The organism is Streptomyces rubellomurinus (assembly GCF_000961885.1).
GTDB lineage: Bacteria > Actinomycetota > Actinomycetes > Streptomycetales > Streptomycetaceae > Kitasatospora > Kitasatospora rubellomurina.
The window spans coordinates 19,357-36,513 of the sequence record NZ_JZKH01000024.1 but is presented as its reverse complement, the minus strand read 5'-3'; the positions used below and the strand labels follow the sequence as shown (position 1 = coordinate 36,513).

14 protein-coding genes are annotated in these 17,157 nt (G+C 74.4%); 8 read left to right on the top strand and 6 right to left on the bottom strand.

Translation table 11 applies throughout. The features are described 5' to 3' along the window. Positions 1–13: 13 nt before the first annotated feature. Positions 14–2,239 (bottom strand): serine hydrolase, encoded by a 2,226-nt coding sequence (locus VM95_RS14115; RefSeq protein ID WP_045696347.1) that lies wholly within the window; start codon positions 2,237–2,239, stop codon positions 14–16. Between the two features lie 298 nt (positions 2,240–2,537). Between VM95_RS14115 and VM95_RS14110 the strand changes: the two genes are divergently transcribed. The 3 genes from VM95_RS14110 (at position 2,538) to VM95_RS14100 (ending at position 4,933) form a co-directional block, all read left to right on the top strand. Beyond that, entirely contained in the window at positions 2,538–3,278 is a 741-nt protein-coding gene (locus VM95_RS14110; protein WP_045696345.1) for a GOLPH3/VPS74 family protein, read from the top strand. A 585-nt stretch (positions 3,279–3,863) separates the two neighbouring features. Then, positions 3,864–4,727, top strand: coding sequence for a helix-turn-helix domain-containing protein (locus VM95_RS14105; RefSeq protein ID WP_045696343.1), 864 nt, complete (start codon positions 3,864–3,866; stop codon positions 4,725–4,727). Then, a complete protein-coding gene (locus tag VM95_RS14100; RefSeq protein ID WP_045696341.1) occupies positions 4,724–4,933 on the top strand; it encodes a DUF397 domain-containing protein in 210 nt (69 codons plus the stop codon). The genes VM95_RS14105 and VM95_RS14100 overlap by 4 nt, the downstream gene beginning before the upstream one ends. A gap of 130 nt (positions 4,934–5,063) precedes the next feature. Here VM95_RS14100 and VM95_RS14095 read toward each other — a convergent pair whose 3' ends face one another. Then, complete coding sequence (locus VM95_RS14095) at positions 5,064–6,179, bottom strand: ADP-ribosylglycohydrolase family protein (protein WP_045696339.1); 1,116 nt, start codon at positions 6,177–6,179, stop codon at positions 5,064–5,066. Between the two features lie 170 nt (positions 6,180–6,349). Beyond that, the gene (locus VM95_RS14090; protein ID WP_045696337.1) at positions 6,350–8,938 is read right to left on the bottom strand and encodes a bifunctional FO biosynthesis protein CofGH; all 2,589 of its coding nucleotides are present in this window, start codon (positions 8,936–8,938) and stop codon (positions 6,350–6,352) included. A 182-nt stretch (positions 8,939–9,120) separates the two neighbouring features. Here VM95_RS14090 and VM95_RS14080 point away from each other — a divergent pair, with 182 nt between their 5' ends. Genes VM95_RS14080 through VM95_RS14070 form a run of 3 tightly spaced genes read left to right on the top strand, consistent with a single transcriptional unit; the run spans position 9,121 to position 12,364 of the window. Then, positions 9,121–10,416 carry a LolA family protein gene (locus VM95_RS14080; RefSeq protein ID WP_052707363.1) on the top strand — a complete coding sequence of 432 codons (1,296 nt, stop codon included), beginning with the start codon at positions 9,121–9,123 and terminating at the stop codon, positions 10,414–10,416. A 3-nt stretch (positions 10,417–10,419) separates the two neighbouring features. Further along, complete coding sequence (locus VM95_RS14075) at positions 10,420–11,475, top strand: ABC transporter ATP-binding protein (protein ID WP_045696335.1); 1,056 nt, start codon at positions 10,420–10,422, stop codon at positions 11,473–11,475. Next, a complete protein-coding gene (locus VM95_RS14070) occupies positions 11,462–12,364 on the top strand; it encodes an ABC transporter permease (RefSeq protein WP_063773501.1) in 903 nt (300 codons plus the stop codon). The genes VM95_RS14075 and VM95_RS14070 overlap by 14 nt, the downstream gene beginning before the upstream one ends. Here the strand turns inward: VM95_RS14070 and rarD are convergent. Together rarD and VM95_RS14060 are read right to left on the bottom strand one after the other, a co-directional pair. Beyond that, entirely contained in the window at positions 12,354–13,358 is a 1,005-nt protein-coding gene (rarD, locus tag VM95_RS14065; RefSeq protein ID WP_045696333.1) for an EamA family transporter RarD, read from the bottom strand. The two genes, VM95_RS14070 and rarD, sit on opposite strands and share 11 nt — an antisense overlap. 169 nt (positions 13,359–13,527) lie before the next feature. After that, the gene (locus VM95_RS14060) at positions 13,528–14,376 is read right to left on the bottom strand and encodes an SDR family oxidoreductase (RefSeq protein ID WP_045696331.1); all 849 of its coding nucleotides are present in this window, start codon (positions 14,374–14,376) and stop codon (positions 13,528–13,530) included. A gap of 152 nt (positions 14,377–14,528) precedes the next feature. Between VM95_RS14060 and VM95_RS14055 the strand changes: the two genes are divergently transcribed. Both VM95_RS14055 and VM95_RS14050 read left to right on the top strand, forming a co-directional pair. Next, complete coding sequence (locus VM95_RS14055; RefSeq protein WP_045696425.1) at positions 14,529–14,864, top strand: winged helix-turn-helix transcriptional regulator; 336 nt, start codon at positions 14,529–14,531, stop codon at positions 14,862–14,864. Between the two features lie 26 nt (positions 14,865–14,890). Beyond that, positions 14,891–15,085: a DUF6011 domain-containing protein gene (locus VM95_RS14050; protein WP_045696329.1), complete on the top strand. Its 195-nt coding sequence runs from the start codon at positions 14,891–14,893 to the stop codon at positions 15,083–15,085. A 48-nt stretch (positions 15,086–15,133) separates the two neighbouring features. Here VM95_RS14050 and VM95_RS14045 read toward each other — a convergent pair whose 3' ends face one another. After that, positions 15,134–17,098 (bottom strand): tetratricopeptide repeat protein, encoded by a 1,965-nt coding sequence (locus VM95_RS14045; RefSeq protein ID WP_052707362.1) that lies wholly within the window; start codon positions 17,096–17,098, stop codon positions 15,134–15,136. Positions 17,099–17,157 lie beyond the last annotated feature (59 nt).

Genomic DNA, 17,157 nt, shown 5'->3' with positions numbered 1-17,157 from the left:
AGTCGCTCAGGCCTTAGAGGGTGCGGAGCAGCCGGGACTGGATGGACGGCGGGTCGAGGTCCGCCTGGAGGGCCACCGGGACCTCCACCTTGTCGTCGCCCGAGCCGACCCGCAGCGAGCCGACCACCTTGCCGGCCTTCTCCTGGTGGCCGAGCTTGCCCGCGTCCAGGGTGACGGTGCCGGAGATGCCGGGGAAGCCCGCCACGACGAGGTCCTTGGTCGCGACGACCGGGACCTTGCCGCCGAGGCCGTCGTCCACCGTGCCGACGACGTCGCCCTTCTTCACCACGGTCTGGCCGTTCAGGCCGTTCTGCGCGGCCTGGATCTGCTTGCCGCTGACCTTCAGCACGGTCGGCAGGATGCCGTCGCCCGGGGCGGAGGAGGTGGCCTGCTGGCCGAGGGTGACGCCGAGGATCAGCCGCTTCACGCCGCCGATGTCCTTGTAGGCGGCCCACATCAGGCAGCCGCCGGCCGGGGTGCTGGAGCCGGTCTTGACGCCGATCACGCCGGTCTTCGGGTTGATCAGGTTGTTGGTGTTGAGGATCTTCGTGTTGTTGAAGTTGGTCTCCGGGGTGGAGACGATCTGCCGGAAGATCTCGTCCTGCATGACCTGCTCGGCCAGCTTCAGCTGGTCCTTGGCGGTGGACTTGGTCTCCGCGTTGAAGCCCGCCGGGTCGGCGTAGGTGGTGTTGGTCATGCCGAGCTTGGCCGCGGTCTCGTTCATCAGCTTGACGAACGCCTCCTCGGAGCCGGAGTGCTGGCGGGCGAGCAGCCGGGCCACGTTGTTGGCCGAGGGCAGCATCAGCAGCTCCAGCGCCTGGTACTCGGTGAGCACCTGGCCCTCGGTCAGGGTGACCCGGGACTCGTCGCTGTTGCCGGACTCCTGCGCGGCCTGCTTGTCGACGGTGAACTTCTGGCCCGCGTCCCCCTTCTTCAGGGGCCACTTCTGCAGGATCAGGTAGGCGTTCATCACCTTGGTGACGCTGGCGATCGAGGCCGGCGTCTCCTGGCCCGAGCTGCCGAGGCTGCCGACGCCGACCACCTCGGCCGCGGACTGGCCCTTGGCCGGCCAGGCGAGGTCCAGCGGGTTCCCGGCGAAGCTGTAGCTCCCGGCGGCCGTCATCCGCACCTTGGCGTCCGGCAGCGGGCGCAGCAGCTGGGCCACCACGACGGCGCCGAGCACCACGGCCAGGAACACCGTCCAGATGGTGATCCGCTTGAGCGCGCGGCGCAGCGGCGACACCGGACGGGAGTTGAGGGTGGCCAGCACCTCCATCGCCTCGGCGGTGTTCTCCGGCGAGGGCAGCGGCTCGGGCGCCGGCAGCGGCGGGACGGGCGGCACCGGGCGCGGGTCGGGCTCGGGCAGCGGGGTGGGGGCCGGGCCGGGCTTCGGCGCGGGCTCGGGGGCCGGCTTCGGCAGCGGCTTCGGCGCGGGTTCCGGCTCCGGCAGCGGCCCGGGCTCCGGCGGCTCGGGAACCGTCCCGGCGGGGACGGCCCCGGCGGCGGACGGCAGCGCCGCGGGGACGGCGGCCGGACGCAGCGGCTCCGGCTTCTCCAGCTTCCCGGCACCGCCGGTGCGCTGACCAGGCTGCCCGGTCTTGGTCAGCACGACGGGGGCGACGGGCTCGGCGGGCGCGTCCTCGGTGTCGGGCTCGCCGCCATCCGCATCCTCGGCGTCCTCTTCGGCCTCCGGCTCGGCGACCGGCGCGCTGGTCCGGATGGCGAGACGCGGGTCGGCACCGGACGGCTTCTCCGCGGCCTTCCCCGGCTCCTCCCCCGCGGCCCGGGGCGCCGACCCGGACGCCTCGGACGTCTCGGAGGCCTCGGACACGTCGGACGCGTCGTCGGCGGAAGTCTCCTCATCGGCGGGCTTCAGCAGCTCCGCCGGCAGCCGCAACGCGGTGGTCCGGTTGTCCACCGGCAGCCTGAGCGAGGTGGTCCGGTTGTCGACGGGCAGCCGCAGCATCGCCGTCCGCTCGTCCGCATCCTGGACACGCAGCTGCACGGTCGAGCCGCCCCCGGTCCCTCCGGCGGAAGGCTCCGCGGAGTCGGCGGCCTTCGCGCCAGCGGCCTTCGCGTCAGCGGCCTTCGCGCCGGACGGCTTCGGGTCGGCAGCCTCGGAAGCCTTCGGGTCCGGTGCCTTCGCGGGCGTGTCGACGGCCGCCGCGCCGGCGCCGTCCCGTTCGCCCTCGCGCTCCCGCTCGCCGTCCCTCAGCACCCTGTCGGGGGACTCGCCCACGTATCCCAGCCTCCTCAACGCCCGGCGGGGCACCGGCGAACCCGATTTCGGGAAGCCGACGCCCCGCCCCGTGTACCTGTACAGTCTCCGCCACCGAGGGCCGATCCGGCCGCGCACACCCCGCCCGACCGGCGCTTATCGTCCGCGCGCGGCCGCGCCGCGGCCTGTTCACCGGTCAGACGCCGTGCCCGCGGCCACCGGTTCCGCGCCTTCACCGCAAGGTCACGATTCGGAGGCGTACTCGACAAGCCCGTGTGAGAGGCGTCACTCTGTCTCTCATCCACGCGGGGAGGCTTGGATGGGCAAGAGCCGCAGAACTGTTCCTGAGGAACTCTTGCTGCTCGCCTTGGACCCGACCACGGGTACCACGGCGCAGCCGCAGACCCTCGACCTCGGACTCGCCGGGGCGCAGCTCGTCGAGCTGTCCCTGGCCGGACGGATCGTACCGGAGGGTGACCGGATCGCCGTCGTGCTCGCACGGCCGACCGGTGACCCGACCCTCGACCACGCACTGGAACTGCTGCGCCGGCGCGGCAGTCCGGTCCGCGCGGCGCACTGGATCGGCGGGCCGCGACTGGGCCTGCGGCAGACCTACCTGGCGCACCTGGAGCGCTGCGGCATGGTCACGGCCGTGCCGGGCCAGGTGTGCGGCGTCCTGCCGACGACCCGGTACCAGGCGTCCGACGACTGCACCAACGCCGCGATCAAGCAGCGGCTGGACACCGCGATCCGCACCGGCGTGCCGCCGGACCCGCGGACGGCCGCACTGGCGGCCCTGGCCCACTCGGTGGGCCTGGGCAAGCACCTGTACCCGGGCAACGAGGGCAGGTCCTCACGGTCGCGGCTGCGCGACCTGATCCGCTACGACCCGTTGGGCGGGATGGTCGCGCACGCCGTGATGGACGTGCAGAACGGCCTGCCGACCCAGCAGAACCGTTCACCCCAGGGTTCCGGGACCGGCTCCGGCCGCTCCGGCGCCCGCGCGGCGGGCCGGAGCACCGGCAGGCGGGTCACCGCCACCCGGGTCGGCGTCCGCTAGTCAGCCAGTCCGCCGGCGCGCCACTGCGCCGGCCCGCCGGCCGGACCGGGTCCGGTCGCACCGGACGGGGCGCGCGCGGCGGCGCCCGGCAGCCCGTCCGCGCCGTCCGAGGAGGCTCAACGCCCCCTCGTGCAACCGGTTCCACCCCAGCACCACGCAGCACCGCGAACCGCACCGAGGGGCGGTCGCCCGCGACGCAAGTCGCCCGGCGACCGCCCCTCCGCCGTCCCCGACGCCGTCCCGGCGCCGCGCCGACGCCGTGCCGCCGCTCCCCCCGGTCCGTCCGGAGGTCCGTCGGGACGTCGGCCCGCGCACGTGCCAGGGGCAAGCGCGCCGCCGCCGGGGTACAGCATGCAGGTAGCAACACTGGTCCGATGCCACCGAGCCGCATTACCAGCTGGGAGCACCCGCTGTCTCACAGAAGCGCTTTTCCGATGGTTCGTCCCCCCGCGCTACTGGGATTCCCGGGCGCCGACCTGGCCCAAGGTGACATGCTGCTCCGAGTCAGGGGGGTTGGTCCCAATGTCCGAAGTGTTCCGAGGGCTGCCGTTCCCACGTTCACCAGAGGTACGGCCGGAGGTCGACGTGTCCGCGAACATCAATCCCACCGTGCGCCGCCGGCGCCTCGGTTCGGAGCTGCGCAGGCTCCGCGAGGGCCTCGGGATGACGGCGGAGGAGGTCGCCGGCCGGCTGATGGTCTCCCAGTCGAAGATCAGTCGGCTGGAGAACGGCCGCCGCAGCATCAGCCAGCGGGACGTCCGCGACCTCTGCGACGTGTACAACGTGACCGACGAGCAGATGCGCTCCAGCCTGATGGACATGGCCAAGGAGTCGCGCCAGCGCGGCTGGTGGCACGACTTCAACGACATGCCGACCCCCTACAGCGTCTACATCGGGCTGGAGGCCGAGGCCTCCTCGATCCGCGCCTACGAGTCCTCCTTCGTCCCCGGCCTGCTGCAGACCGAGCAGTACGCGCACGCCGTCGTCGAGGGCACCCAGCCGGACACCGACGCGTTCGCCGTCCAGCGCCGGGTGCAGGTGCGGATGAAGCGCCAGGAGCGCGTCAACGGCGAGAACCAGCTCGGCAGCCTGTGGACGGTGGTCGACGAGGCGGTGCTGCGCCGCGAGGTCGGCAGCCGCGAGGTGATGGCCCAGCAGCTGAAGCACATGCTGGAGCTGAGCCAGCGCAAGAACATCACCATCCAGGTGATCCCGTTCTCGCACGGCGCCCACCCCGGCATGACCGGGACATTCTCCCTGCTGGAGTTCCCCGAGTCAGCCGATTCCACGGTCGTCTACTTCGAAGGTGTGACGAGCGATCTCTACCTCGAGAAAGAGACGGACGTCCGTCGTTATACCGGTCTCTACGACTACCTGAGGGCGGCGGCGCTCGGGGTCGCGGAGAGCCGGACGCTGATAGCCCAGATTGAAGAGGAATACCACCGATGAGCACTTCCCCCGAGCACGGCACCCGCTGGCGCAAGAGCAGTTACAGCGGCGGCCAGGGCGCCTGTGTGGAGATCGCCGGTCCGACCGCCGGGGCGGTCGCGGTGCGCGACTCGAAGGACCCGCAGGGCCCGCAACTGCGGTTCTCCGCCGATGCCTGGCGCGCGTTCGCGTCGGCGGCGGCGACCGGGCTCTTCGCCTCCGCCTGACCCGACCGGCGCGTCCCGTGCGGGAGTTGCCCGCGGTGGCGCCCGTCGCCTCCCCCGGCGGCGGGCGCCACCGCGGGCAACCGCCGTCCCGGGGGTCGTCGTCCCGGGGGTGTTCGACCGTCCGCGGCTCTCAGCCCGCCACCGGGTAGCGCCCGGCCCAGACCGCCCCCTCCGGGCTCTGCCGGTCGTGCAGTTCGCCGCCGTGCACCAGCTCCAGCACCAGGTCGTCGGCGAGTTCGAGGATCGCGGCGCGCCCCTCCAGCCCGGCCACCAGGCCCGGCGGCAGCGCGGTGTCGCCGTGCAGCACCCCGAGCAGGCTGCCGCAGATCGCGCCGGTGGAGTCGCTGTCCCCGGAGTGGTTGACGGCGAGCAGCAGGCCGGAGCGCACGTCGTGGGCGACCAGCGCGCAGTAGACCGCGATCGCCAGCGCCTCCTCGGCGACCCAGCCCTCCCCCAGCGCCTCGACCCGGGCGGCGGACGGCTCGCCGGCCCGCACCGCGTCCAGCGCGGCCCGCAGCGCGGCCGTGGTCTCCTCGTGCGCCTGCCGCTCGGAGAGCAGCGCCAGCGCGAGGTGGACGCCCTCCTCCAGGGTGCCGCCGCGGGCCACCGCCTGGACGATCACCGCGAACGCGCCCGCCGCGAGGTAGCCGGTGGGGTGGCCGTGGGTGAGTACCGAGCACTCCACCGCGAGCTGGAAGACCAGGCCCGGCTCCCAGGTGGTGAGCAGCCCGAACGGCGCCGCCCGCACCACCGTGCCGCAGGCCTTGGAGTGCGGGTTCTTGGGGTGCTCCAGCGTGCCGAGCCGCTCGCCCTCCGCGCCGGTGAGGCCGGACAGGCAGCCCTGCCCGGGCGCGCGCCGGGCGTACAGCCACTCCTCGCGGCCGAGCCAGCCGAGGTCGGGGCGGCGCTCGTCCGGGCCCCAGTCGCGCTGGGTGGCGGCCCAGCGCAGGTAGGCCAGGTGCAGGTCGGTGGGCGGGTGCCAGCTGCCGGTGTCGCGCCGGATGTGGGCGCGGATGAGGCCGTCGACCGTGAACAGGGTGAGCTGGGTGTCGTCCGTCACGGCGCCGGTGCGGCCGTAGGCGGGGACGTAGCCGGTGACCCCCTGCGGACCGTGCCGGTCGAGGATGTCCTCCAGCGGCTCGAACTCGACGCCGGCGCCGAGCGCGTCGCCGATGGCACCGCCGAGCAGACAGCCCCGCACCCGGCTGCGGAAGTCCTGCTGCTGGGCGCGTGACCACAGTGGCATCACGACGGGGCGCCTTTCGTCGGGGTCGGGGGCCGCCGCGCGCGGGGCCTCGGCCGCCGACGCGCCCTGGCACTGTATTCGAAGGCCCGAGCGAATCGGCGGCGTCCCTGCCGACTCGGCTCCCCGCCCCGGCCGCCCCTACGGAGGACGGCCGGGCCCGGGACGCCGCCTCAGTCGAGGACGGGCAGCAGCTCCGGCAGGTGCCCGTCCGAGGCGCGGGCGGCGGCCTGCCGCTCGGCCGGCACCTCGCCGTAGGTGGTGGTGCGCTGCCGGTGCGGGCGGCCCGCCGCCTCGGCGATCGCCTGCAGGTCGCGCACCGACTTGTAGCTGCCGTACGCGGAGCCGGCCATCCGCGAGATGGTCTCCTCCATCAGCGTGCCGCCCAGGTCGTTGGCGCCCGAGCGCAGCATCTCGGCGGCGCCCTCGGCGCCCAGCTTGACCCAGCTGGTCTGGATGTTGGGGATGTGCGGGTGCAGCAGCAGCCGGGCCATCGCGACCACCGCGCGGTTGTCCCGGGCGGTCGGGCCGGGCCGGGCGATGCCGGCCAGGTAGACCGGCGCGTTGGTGTGCACGAACGGCAGGGTGACGAACTCGGTGAAGCCGCCGGTGCGCTGCTGGATCCCGGCGAGCAGCCGCAGGTGGCCGAGCCAGTGCCGCGGGGTGTCCACGTGCCCGTACATCATCGTGGACGAGGAGCGGATGCCCAGCTCGTGCGCGGTGGTGACGACCTCGACCCAGGTGGCGGCGGGCAGCTTGCCCTTGGTGAGCACCCAGCGGACCTCGTCGTCCAGGATCTCGGCGGCGGTGCCGGGGATGGTGTCCAGGCCGGACTCCTTGGCCCGCTGCAGCCAGTCACGGATCGACAGGCCGGTCCTGGTCGCGCCGTTGACCACCTCCATCGGGGAGAAGGCGTGCACGTGGATGCCGGGCACCCGCTCCTTCACCGCGCGGGCGATGTCGAAGTAGGCCGTGCCGGGCAGGTCGGGGTGGATGCCGCCCTGCATGCAGACCTCGGTGGCGCCCACCTCCCAGGCCTGCGCGGCCCGGTCGGCGACCTGCTCCAGGGACAGGGTGTAGGCGTCGGCGTCGGTGCGGCGCTGGGCGAACGCGCAGAACCGGCAGCCGGTGTAGCAGACGTTGGTGAAGTTGATGTTCCGGGTGACGCAGTAGGTGACCTGCTCGCCGACGGTGTCCCGGCGCACGTCGTCGGCGATCCGGCACAGCGCGTCCAGCGCCGGGCCGTCCGCGTGGAACAGGGCGAGCGCCTGGTCGTCGGTGAGCGCGGTCGGGTCGTCGGCGGCCGTCGCCAGGGCCCCGCGCAGGTCCCCGGCCAGCCGCTCGGGGGCGCCCTTGGCGAGCACCTGTTCGCGCAGCACCTCCCAGTCGCCGTACACGTCCTCGAAGTCGGCCCGGCGGTCGGCGGTGCGGCCCTCGGTGTCGATGGTCGCGTGCAGGTCGGTGCGCCCGTACGACTCCGGCAGGTCCTCGGGCTCCTGCCAGGGCAGGCCGCGGACGGGGGCGTCCGGGTTCGCCAGGCCGGTGGCCGGGTCGGCCAGGGCGCGGACGTGCGGGAGCACCCGCGGGTCCAGCCAGGGCTCGCCGCGCAGCACGTACTCGGGGTAGACGGCGAGGCGTTCGCGCAGCTCGAAGCCGGCCGCGGCGGAGCGCTCGGCGAGCCGGTCGATCTGCGGCCAGGGGCGCTCGGGGTTGACGTGGTCGGGGGTGAGCGGGGAGACGCCGCCCCAGTCGTCGATGCCGGCCGCGATCAGCCGCCCGTACTCGCCGTCCACCAGGTTCGGCGGCGCCTGCAGGCAGGCGGCGGGGCCGAGCAGGTGCCGGGCGACGGCCACCGTGGCGACCAGCTCGTCGAGTTCGGCGTCGGGCATGCCGCGCATCGCGGTGTCCGGCTTGGCCCGGAAGTTCTGCAGGATCAGCTCCTGGACGCCGTGGTAGGCACGGGAGACCTTGCGCAGCGCGAACAGCGACTCGGCGCGCTCCTGGTACGTCTCGCCGATGCCGATCAGCAGGCCGCTGGTGAACGGGACGGAGCTGCGGCCCGCGTCCTCCAACACCCGCAGCCGGACGGCCGGTTCCTTGTCCGGCGAGCCGTAGTGCGGGCCGCCGGGCTCGCTCCACAGCCGGGTCGCGGTCGTCTCCAGCATCATGCCCATCGAGGCGGAGACGGGCTTGAGCCGCTGGAAGTCCGTCCAGCTCAGCACCCCGGGGTTGAGGTGCGGCAGCAGGCCGGTCTCCTCCAGGATGCGGATCGACATGGCCCGCACGTAGGCGATGGTGTCGTCGTAGCCGTGCGCGTCCAGCCACTCGCGGGCCTCCGGCCAGCGGTCCTCGGGCTTGTCGCCGAGCGTGATCAGGGCTTCCTTGCAGCCGAGTTCGGCGCCGCGCCGGGCCACCTCCAGCACCTCGTCCGGGGACATGAACAGCCCGTGCCCGTCCCGGCGCAGCTTCCCCGGGACGGTGGCGAAGGTGCAGTAGTGGCACTTGTCGCGGCAGAGCCGGGTGAGCGGGATGAAGACGCTCTTGGAGTAGGTGATGACCCCGGGTCGGCCGGCCGCTTCGAGGCCCGCGTCGCGCACCCGGGCGGCGCTCGCGCAGAGGTCGCGCAGGTCCTCGCCTCTGGCCTGGAGCAGCACGGCGGCCTCGCCCAGGTCGAGCGCGACGCCGTCCCGGGCGCGGCGCAGGGCACGCCGCATCGCGTTCGCGGTCGGGGGGTTGCTTGCGTCCACGGGGGTTCCGTCCATGGCGCGACCCTACGCCAGGGGGCGTACGCGGGGACCGGTCAACCCTGAGCCGTCTCAGGGTCGGTGTACCCGCGAGGTTCACCCCCGATCTGGCCCCGCAGGGCGATGACGCCCCGCCGGCGGCGGCATCTAATGGGACGGCACAGTCAATCGCTCATGCCCACAGAGGAGTTGAGGACGCCATGACGAACGACACGGCGGTGGCGGCGGACGCGGAGAGCGGCGGCGTGCCGTACCGCTCGCGGCGCCGCATGCTGGTCCGGGCCGGGGTGCCGATCGCGGTGGCCGCGGCGATCGCCACCGGGATCGGGCTGGTGCCCGCGCTGGCCGCCGACTCCCCGCCCGACCTGCCGTCGCTGACGGCCGAGCAGGTGGTGGCCAAGGCGCTCGGCTCCGACGCGCAGTCCCTGTCCGGGACGGTCTCCGTCGCCACCGACCTCGGGCTGCCCACCGCACTGCTCGGCGCGGCCGGCGGCCTCGGCGCCGCGAGCGGGCACGGCGGGGGCTCGTCCGCCTCGGCGGACCCGCAGGCCAAGCTGCTCGACCTGCTCGGCGGCGACCGCACCGTCCGGGTCGCGGTGGACGGCCCGGACCGCCAGCGGGTCGAACTGCTGGAGGACTCGGCCGGCTACACCGTCGTCCACAACGGCGACCAGGCCTGGGCCTGGGAGAGCGCCACCAACAGCGCCGAGCACTTCACCGGACAGCCCGGACGGCCCGGCGAGCACGGCGAGCACGGCGGGCTCCCGAAGGCCCCGGCCGCCCCACTGGCCGGCGCGCCCACCACCCCGCAGGAGGCCGCCCAGCAGTTCCTGTCCGCGAGCGCCGGCTCCACCACGGTCAGCGTCGCCGGCACGGCCCGGGTCGCCGGGCACGACGCCTACCAGCTGAGCGTCAAGCCCACCCAGTCCGGCTCGACGCTGGGCGAGGTGCGGATCGCCGTCGCCGCCGACAACGGCGTGCCGCTCGCGGTCGTGGTGAAGACCACCGGCGGATCCACCGTGCTGGACGTCCACTTCACCGAGGTGTCCTTCGCCAAGCCGGACGCCAAGACCTTCGACTTCACCGCGCCCAAGGGCGCCAAGGTCACCGAGCACGCGGCCGGCGCCGAGCCGAAGGGTGCCGCCAAGGGTGACGGAGCCAAGGGTGCCGAGGCCAAGGGCGACGGCGCGAAGGGTGCCGGCGCCGAGGGGCACGGCTCCGAGGTCAACCGCCCGCAGGTGATCGGCGAGGGCTGGACGGCGGTCGTCACCACCAAGCTGCCCGGCGGTGCCGAGGCGCCCCAGGGCGAGGGCAAGGGCAAGCACCAGGCCAAGCCGTTCAACCCGCAGACCCTGGCCAAGTCGCTCGGCAAGCCGGTCGACGGGGGCACCCTGATCAGCACCAAGGTGGTCAACGTGCTGCTCACCGACGACGGCCGGGTCTTCGCCGGCGCGGTGACCCTGCCGGTCCTCCAGCACGCCGCCGGGGTGAACTGACGGATGACCGGGACTCCCGTAACGGGGGACGTTACGGAGGAGTCGGTCGGGGGTCGGGCCGCCGAGGTGCGCCCGGCCCCCGCTCCGTCCGCTCCGCCCCCCTCCCTCCCCGCCGGTCCGGACGACGTGATCCGCACCCGCGGCCTGACCAAGCGCTTCCGCGGCGGCCAACTCGCCGTCGACGGGCTGGACCTGACCGTGCCGCGCGGCAGCGTCTTCGGCTTCCTCGGCCCCAACGGCTCCGGCAAGACCACCACCATCCGGATGCTGATGGGCCTGATCGCCCCCACCTCCGGCACCGCCAGCGTGCTCGGCGCGTCGATGCCGCAGTCCGTCGCCACCGTGCTGCCCCGGGTCGGCGCGCTGATCGAGGGCCCGGCCCTGTACGGCTTCCTGACCGGCCGGGACAACCTGGACCGCTTCGACGCCGCCGACCCCACCGCCGACCCGCGCACCCGCCGGCAGCGGGTCGAGGCCGCGCTGGAGCGGGTCGGCCTGAGCGCGGCCGCCGGCAAGAAGGCCCGCGCCTACTCGCTCGGCATGAAGCAGCGGCTCGGTCTGGCCTCCGCGCTGCTGCGGCCGCGCGAGCTGCTGGTGCTGGACGAGCCCACCAACGGGCTGGACCCGCAGGGCATGCGGGAGATCCGGACCCTGGTGCGGGAGGTCGCGGCCGAGGGCACCACGGTGTTCCTCTCCTCGCACCTGCTGGACGAGATCGAGCAGGTCTGCAGCCACGCCGCCGTGATGTCCCGGGGCCGGCTGGTGGTGCAGGGCACCGTCGCCGAGCTGGCCGCCCGGGCGCAGGGCCGGCTGGTCGTCCGCACCCCCGACACGGCGAAGGCCGCCGAGGTGCTGGCCGCCCACCGGGTCGCCGGGCCGGCGGTCGAGGACGGCCGGGTGAGCGGCGAGTTGGGCGCCCTCGGCGAGGAGGTGCTGCCCGGGCTGTGCGCGGCGCTGGTGGCGGCCGGCGTCCGGGTGCACGGGTTCGGGCTGGAGCGGGGCACGTTGGAGGACGCCTTCGTGGCGCTGACCGGGGAGGGCTTCGATGTCGCGGGCTGACGTGTCGCGGGCGGAGGTGCCGCGGGCGGCGGCTCCGCCCGTTCCGGCCGGGCGGGGCCGGGGGACGGCCTCCGGCTACCTCGCGCTGTTCCGCAACGAGCTGCGCCTGGTGTTCCGCCGGCTGCGCACCCGGGTGCTGCTCGGCATCCTGGCGCTGCTGCCGGTCCTGATCGGCGTGGTGGTCAAGCTCAACACGGACAGCCCGCACGACGGGCGCGGCCCGAGCTTCATCGCGCAGACCACCCAGAACGGCGTCTTCCTGATCTTCACCGCGCTGGCCGTGGCGCTGCCGGTCTTCCTGCCGATGACGGTCGGGGTGGTCGCCGGGGACGCGGTGGCGGGCGAGTCCGCCGCCGGGACGCTGCGCTACCTGCTGGTCGCCCCGGCCGGGCGGACCAGGCTGCTGGCCGCCAAGTTCACCGCCGGCCTGGTGTTCTGCCTGGCCGGCACCGTGGTCGTCACGCTGTCGGCGCTGGCCGCCGGGGCGGTGCTGTTCCCGCTCGGCGACGTCACGCTGATCTCCGGGGACACCATCGGCCTGGTCGACGCGCTGCCGCGGGCCGCGCTGGTGGCCGCCGTGGTGGCGCTCTCGCTGAGCGGCCTGGTGGCGATCGGGCTGTTCGTCTCGACGCTCACCGGCAGCGGCATCGCGGCGATGGCCGCGACCGTGGGCCTGGTGATCACCGTGCAGATCCTGGACGGCTTCCCGCAGCTGGACGCGATCCGGCCGTTCCTGTTCCCGCACTACTGGATGAGCTTCGGCGACCTGCTGCGGGCGCCGATGTACTGGGACAACATCCTGAAGGACCTCGGGCTGCAGGCCGCCTACGTCGCCGTGTTCGGCTCGGCGGCCTGGGCCCGGTTCACCAGCCGGGACATCAGCGCGTGACGCCGGCCTCCGCCGCCTCGGGCTGGAGGGGCTGAGCCGCTGCGACGGGCTGGGCGGACCGGGCCGCTGCGGCGGCCCGTCCGGCCCGGTCGACCCGCATCTGGCGCAGCGCGTCCCAGGTGAGCACCGCCAGCGCGGCCCACACCAGGGCGAAGCCGGCCCAGCGCGCGGGCGGCATCGACTCGTGGAACCACAGGACGCCGCACAGGAACTGGAAGATCGGCGCCAGGTACTGCAGCAGCCCGAGCGTGGTCAGCGGCACCCGGACGGCGGCCGCGCCGAAGAACAGCAGCGGGATCGCGGTGATCACCCCGCCGAGCATCAGCAGCGCCGAGTGCCCCCAGCCGTACGAACCGGGGACGGTGTGCCCGAAGGTGCCGTGTCCGGTGACCTCCAGGTAGACCAGGTAGCCGAGGGCGAAGGGGAACATGAAGGCGCTCTCCGCCGCCAGGCTCTCCAGCCCGCTCAGCCCGACCTGCTTCTTCAGCAGCCCGTAGGTGGCGAAGGAGAGCGCCAGGATGAGCGCGATCCACGGCAGTTGCCCGAAGGCGACGGTCAGCACCGCGACGGCGACGGCGCCGATGCCGACCGCCGTCCACTGGGCGGCACGCAGCCGCTCCTTGAGCACCAGGACGCCGAAGCCGATGGTGACCAAGGGGTTGATGAAGTAGCCGAGGCTGGTCTCGACCACGTGTCCGGCGTTGACGGCCCAGATGTAGACGCCCCAGTTGACCGAGATCACGGCGGCCGCACCGGCCAGCATGGCGAGCCGGCGGGGCTGGCGCAGCAGCGGGCGTATCCAGCCCCAGTGCCGCTGGGCGGCCAGCATGCCGACGACGGCGATCAGCGACCAGACCATCCGGTTGGCCACGATGTCGTCGGCGGCGCTGGGCTCCAGCAGCGGCCAGAACAGCGGGAAGACCCCCCAGATGCCGTAGGCCGCGATGCCGTACCAGAGGCCTCGGCCGCTGTCCTGCTGGATCGTCTGTGGCATGGCCGAGTGCCCTCCCGCGCGCGCGTGTGTCGAAGGGCGACGGTAGCGGGCGGGAGGGCAGCCTGTCATCTCCGTTTTCGGATTTTGGTCATGACATTGCTTGAATGCTGGACGGGTTCGGCGTTTCCCGAGGTCAGACGGTTGCGCAAGGCATCCGCCGGCTGCTCGCTCAGGCGCCCAGGGCCGCCCGGACGGACACCGCCAGCGGCACGGTCGGACGGCCGATCAGCCGGGCCAGGTCGCCCGGGGTGCCGGCCAGCTCGCCGCGCGCGATGCCCGCGTCCACGTCCACCAGCACCTCGGCGAAGCCCTCCGACAGGCCGGCGCCGACCAGGGCCGCCAGGTGGTCGGGCGCCGGGACGTTGCGGTGCTCGACCCGGCGGCCGGAGGCCTGCGCCAGCTCGGCGGCCAGTTCGCCGAGGCTCCACGCGGTGTCGCCGCTCAGCTCGTACACCGTGTTCTCGTGGCCCTCGCCGGTCAGGACGGCCACGGCGGCGGCCGCGTAGTCCCGGCGCGGGGCGCCGGCCACCCGGCCGTCGCCCGCGCTGCCGAGCACCACACCGCGCTCGACCGTCCCGGCCGCGTCGTCCAGGTAGTTCTCGGCGTACCAGCCGTTGCGCAGCAGCACGTACGGCAGCCCGGAGGCCCGGACCAGCTCCTCCGTCGCCTTGTGCTCGTCGGCCAGCCGGAACGTCGCCGCGCCCAGGATGCTGGTGTAGGCGAGCAGCGCCACGCCGGCCGCCGCCGCGGCCTCGACCACGGCCCGGTGCTGCGGGATCCGGCGGCCGAGCTCGTTGCCCGAGATCAGCAGCACCCGGTCCCCGGCGGCGAAGGCGCCGGCCAGCGACTCGGGCCGGTCGTAGTCCACCACCCGCACGGCCACCCCGCGCGCGGCCAGGTCCGCCGCCTTCTCGGCCGAGCGGACGGCGACCGCCACCTCGCTCGCGGGGACGGTGGCCAGCAGCCCCTCGACGACGAGACGGCCGAGCTGGCCGGTGGCTCCGGTGACGACGTACATGGCAGTGCTCCTTCTGGTGTCCCTGTCCTGACCTCGGAACTCACCCTAGGGATGGCACTAACCTTTCGAAAGTACGCACTTCGAAGTAGGGTACTGATGTGAAGGTAAGCACCGAGGTCCGCGAACTGCCGCCGGCGACCGTCTTCGACCGGATGTGCCCCTCCCGGGGTGTGCTGGAGCACGTCACCAGCCGCTGGGGCGTCCTCGTGCTCGGCGCGCTGCACGAGCGCGGCTACCGGTTCAGCGAGCTGCGCCGCCGGGTCGCCGGAGTCAGCGAGAAGATGCTCGCCCAGACCCTGCAGACGCTGGAGCGGGACGGCTTCGTGCTGCGCGAGGCGCACCCGGTGATCCCGCCCCGGGTCGACTACAGCCTGACCCCGCTCGGGCGGGAGGCCGCCGAGCTCGTCGCGGCGCTCGCGCACTGGTCGGAGCGGCGGGTGCCGGCCGTCGAGGCGGCGCGCGCCGAGTACGACGGTCGGGACGCCTGAGCGTTCGACGACTACCGTCTCTGCCCATGACCGATCCCGAACCGATCCCCGGCACCGACACAGAGCAGGCCGTGCGCCACCGGGTCACCTGCCGGCGCTGCCACCGGCCGCTGCACGACCCGGAGTCGCGGATCCTGCGGCTCGGGCCGGAGTGCCGGGACCCGGCCGAGCGGGTCGCCCGGTACGACGTCGACCAGGAGCCGCTGCCGGGCGTGGACTGAGCGGGCCCGGCTCCCGGCCACGGCTTCCGGCCACGGCCCGGGCCTGCGTCAGCCCTTGCCGAAGAGGCGGCGCAGCAGGCCGGGGCGGGGCTTCGGCTGCTCGGGCTCGCTCACTGGCTCGGGCTCGGCCGGGGCCTGCGGGGGCGCGGCCGCCCCGCCCTCGCGCTCGGTCGTGCGCTCGGTCTCGCGCGCGGTCTTCCGATCGGTCTTGCGCTCGGTGCGCCGCAGCAGTTCGCGCGCCAGGGCGAGGTCGTCCGGCTCCAGCCAGGGCGCGGCCAGGACCAGCCCGGCGAACGAGCGCTGGATCGTCACCACCCGGCTCCGCTGCGCCTCGGCGATGTGGAGCAGCCGCTGCCGGAGCAACTCCGCGATGTCGGGGCGGGTGTCCGGGTCCGTCCAGCCGATCGCGAGCAGGGCGAAGCCGGCCGCCTCGACCACCCAGTCCTCGGGCCCGAGCAGCAGGTCGCGCAGCAGCCGGCGGCGTTCGGAGTCCGGCCACGGCTGGTCGGTGCGGTGGTGGGCGAGGCCGAGGCAGGCGAAGGCCTGGACGGCGCGCACCCAGACCTCGGGCTGGCGGGCGAGCAGGGCGCGGCCGAGGTCGTCCTCGCGCGGCATCGGCGGGTGGACGAGGACGCCGAGCAGGTCCGCCGGCGCCAGCCCGGCCAGCCGGACGGCGTGGTCGTAGGCGGCGGGGACGGTCGGCCAGACGATCTCGGCGGTGGCGCGGACGAGTTCGGCGCTCTCCGGCGCGGGCGCGGCGACGGCCGGGCGCGGCTCGGTGCCGTCCCAGGCCCAGATCCGGGTGGTGGGCTCGGTCAGCGGCAGCCGGGGGTCGGGCTCGGGGACCTGCTGGTACGCGACGGTGGAGCGCGGCAGCGCGAGGTGGAGCGCCAGCAGCGAGCTGGGCGGCTCCAGGGCGGAGACGGTGCAGTCGATCTCGCTGTCGCGGCCGGTGTCCTCGTCGGCGAGCACCTGGCGCAGCACGTTGACGGTCGCCTCGGTGGTGCCGGCCACCATGCCGAGCCAGGGCTCGCGGTGGCTGAGCCGTTCCAGCAGCTCCTGGGCGTACTCGTGGTCGGGGTGGGCGCGGTGGTGGTCGGCGAGGCCGAGCAGGTGCGCCGGGTCGCCGTCGAGGGCGTGGCACAGCGCGTAGCGGGCCGGGCCGGCCTTGGGGTGGTCGGGTTCGGCGGCGAGCACCCGGTCCAGCCAGGGCAGGCCTTCGGCGGCGCGACCGAGGGCGCCGTACAGTTCGGCGACGTCGACGGCGAGGTAGCTGCTGGAGTCGTCCTGCTCGGGCGGGGTGCGGTCGAGCTCCGCCTCCCAGACGGCGAGCGCCGGCTCGGGGCGGCCGTCCGAGCGCAGCGCGTTGCCGAGCATCACGGAGGACAGGTAGCCGGGGGCCAGCCGGTGCGCCCGCTCGGCGAGTTCGACGGCGCGGGCGGTGGCGCCGAGGCGGCGGGTCAGGCCGGAGGCCATCGCCAGCAGCAGCGGGTGGTCGGCGTGCTGGGCCACGACGGCCTGCACGAACGCCTCGAAGGGGCGTACGGAGTCGGCGAGTTCGGCGGGCAGCGGGTCCGGCAGCGGGCCGGCGGCGCGAGCCACCGCCTGGGCGACGGCGTCCGGGTCGACCAGGGCGGGCAGGTCCTCGCGGGCGAGCCAGGCGGTGTGCGCCCAGGGGCGGGAAGGCTCGTACTGGATCGCCGAGGCGAGCAGGCCCACCGCGCTGTCCCAGTCCCCGGCGGCGGCCTCGACGTGGGCGCGGCAGACGACGGAGCCCAGGAACACCTGGCCCTCCAGCGGGAACAGCTCGCGGGCCGCGGCCGGCCCGCCCGCCGCCGCGCACAACTCGGCCAGTGCCTCGTGCAGTTCGGGCAGCTGGGGGTCGGCGACGATGGCGTCGGCGAGGTGGTCGGCGGCGTGGTCGAGCTCGCCGGAGTCGATCGCCAGCCGGGCGACCGCGACCTCGCCCTCCGCCGCCAGCCGCTGGTCGTCCTCGTCCTCGGCGTGTCCCATGGCCCGTCCCCCGTCGTTCTCGCCTGGTGGTGCGCGCACGAGGCTATCCCGCGCGTACG

Coding starts and splice junctions, on each gene's coding strand:
- VM95_RS14050 (WP_045696329.1), top strand. CDS start 14,891: ATGACCGATCCCGAACCGATCCCCGGCACCGACACAGAGCAGGCCGTG.
- VM95_RS14080 (WP_052707363.1), top strand. CDS start 9,121: ATGACGAACGACACGGCGGTGGCGGCGGACGCGGAGAGCGGCGGCGTG.
- VM95_RS14045 (WP_052707362.1), bottom strand. CDS start 17,098: ATGGGACACGCCGAGGACGAGGACGACCAGCGGCTGGCGGCGGAGGGC.
- VM95_RS14100 (WP_045696341.1), top strand. CDS start 4,724: ATGAGCACTTCCCCCGAGCACGGCACCCGCTGGCGCAAGAGCAGTTAC.
- rarD (WP_045696333.1), bottom strand. CDS start 13,358: ATGCCACAGACGATCCAGCAGGACAGCGGCCGAGGCCTCTGGTACGGC.
- VM95_RS14055 (WP_045696425.1), top strand. CDS start 14,529: ATGTGCCCCTCCCGGGGTGTGCTGGAGCACGTCACCAGCCGCTGGGGC.
- VM95_RS14095 (WP_045696339.1), bottom strand. CDS start 6,179: ATGCCACTGTGGTCACGCGCCCAGCAGCAGGACTTCCGCAGCCGGGTG.
- VM95_RS14060 (WP_045696331.1), bottom strand. CDS start 14,376: ATGTACGTCGTCACCGGAGCCACCGGCCAGCTCGGCCGTCTCGTCGTC.
- VM95_RS14075 (WP_045696335.1), top strand. CDS start 10,420: ATGACCGGGACTCCCGTAACGGGGGACGTTACGGAGGAGTCGGTCGGG.
- VM95_RS14090 (WP_045696337.1), bottom strand. CDS start 8,938: ATGGACGGAACCCCCGTGGACGCAAGCAACCCCCCGACCGCGAACGCG.
- VM95_RS14070 (WP_063773501.1), top strand. CDS start 11,462: ATGTCGCGGGCTGACGTGTCGCGGGCGGAGGTGCCGCGGGCGGCGGCT.
- VM95_RS14110 (WP_045696345.1), top strand. CDS start 2,538: ATGGGCAAGAGCCGCAGAACTGTTCCTGAGGAACTCTTGCTGCTCGCC.